This is a genomic window from Kitasatospora sp. NPDC056446 (assembly GCF_042796115.1).
Classification (GTDB): domain Bacteria; phylum Actinomycetota; class Actinomycetes; order Streptomycetales; family Streptomycetaceae; genus Kitasatospora.
Window position 1 is genome coordinate 1 of the sequence record NZ_JBHTRF010000261.1, and the last position, 1,046, is coordinate 1,046.

At 72.1% G+C, this 1,046-nt stretch carries 2 protein-coding genes; one reads left to right on the forward strand and one right to left on the reverse strand.

The genetic code is table 11. The features are described 5' to 3' along the window. On the forward strand, window positions 1-215 hold a 215-nt coding region (locus ACFQ6N_RS41155), incomplete at its 5' end, for a UTRA domain-containing protein (protein ID WP_380659241.1). Between the two features lie 464 nt (window positions 216-679). Here the strand turns inward: ACFQ6N_RS41155 and ACFQ6N_RS41160 are convergent. Further along, on the reverse strand, window positions 680-1,018 hold the full coding sequence (locus ACFQ6N_RS41160; protein ID WP_376648144.1) for a hypothetical protein: 339 nt from the start codon (window positions 1,016-1,018) through the stop codon (window positions 680-682). Between the last annotated feature and the right edge of the window lie 28 nt (window positions 1,019-1,046).

The window sequence follows — 1,046 nt, forward strand, 5'->3', positions numbered from 1 at the left end:
GGCAGGCCGTCTACACCGAGCGAAGCGGCAAGAAGGTGACCGTCGCCTCCAAGACCGTCGACGCCCGGATCACCACGGCCGACGACAAGGCCGCGCTCGGTCTCACGGAGGACGCTGCCGTCGTCGTCATGCGGAGCATCTACGTCAGCGAGGACCGCGTGATCGGCGTCGGCGAGGGCGTCTACGCACCTGGACGCCAGGTAGCCCTAGCCTGATCACCGCACGACGAAGGCCCGCCCCACGCGAATTGGGGCGGGCCTTCCTGCATTCCAGCGTGCCTCACCGGAAGTTCGGAGACACGCCATCTGCCCGTAATCCTCCGTGGCCTGGAGCGCTGGCGACTGCGGACCGGCCGGGCTGGAAACGACGGCAGCGGCGAGAGGGGTGGGGTCGCGGGGCGTCTCACGGCCGTCTGCGGGGCTCGTACGGGGCTGGCCGCCGTACCCCCGCCGTCATCCCTGATGGAGCGTGAGGCGTCCACCCCGGCCCGGGAATGGGCTGGCGGGGGGCTCCTGCTGCCGCGATCCGCTGCAGCCCGGTGTTGGGCGCGTACCGCTTCGGGCCCAGTCTCGTCGTGGCTGAACTCTCGGTCGACCAAGGGGACCGGTACCGCCCGGTGCCTCCCGGACCGGCGGGCATTGTCGACAGGAACGGGCAGAACTGGCCCCACCCCCGGCGGTCAGGTGCGGGGGAGCTCCTGGCCGTCGGTGCCGATCCCGTACCGGGCGAGCCGGTCGGCCATGTCGTCCTCCCACAGCGGCGGGTTCGTCACCGTGGCCGGCGGAGTGGTCGCCGCGGCTTCGACGACCGGCGCGGCCGCGACGGCGGCGGCCTCCTGGTCCCGTTGCCACTTCATCTTCACGCCCAGGCGGCGGGCCTCGAACGCCCGCTGACGGTGCGACCGCTTGCAGTACCGGCGCGGGGACCAGGAGCCGAGCTGGCTCACCGGTTCCCCGCACCACTCGCACGACAGGTACTCGGCCCCGGCCACGCGTTGCGTCGGGAGGTCATCGCTCATCCGGCGACCATAGCCGTCACAGTGACGG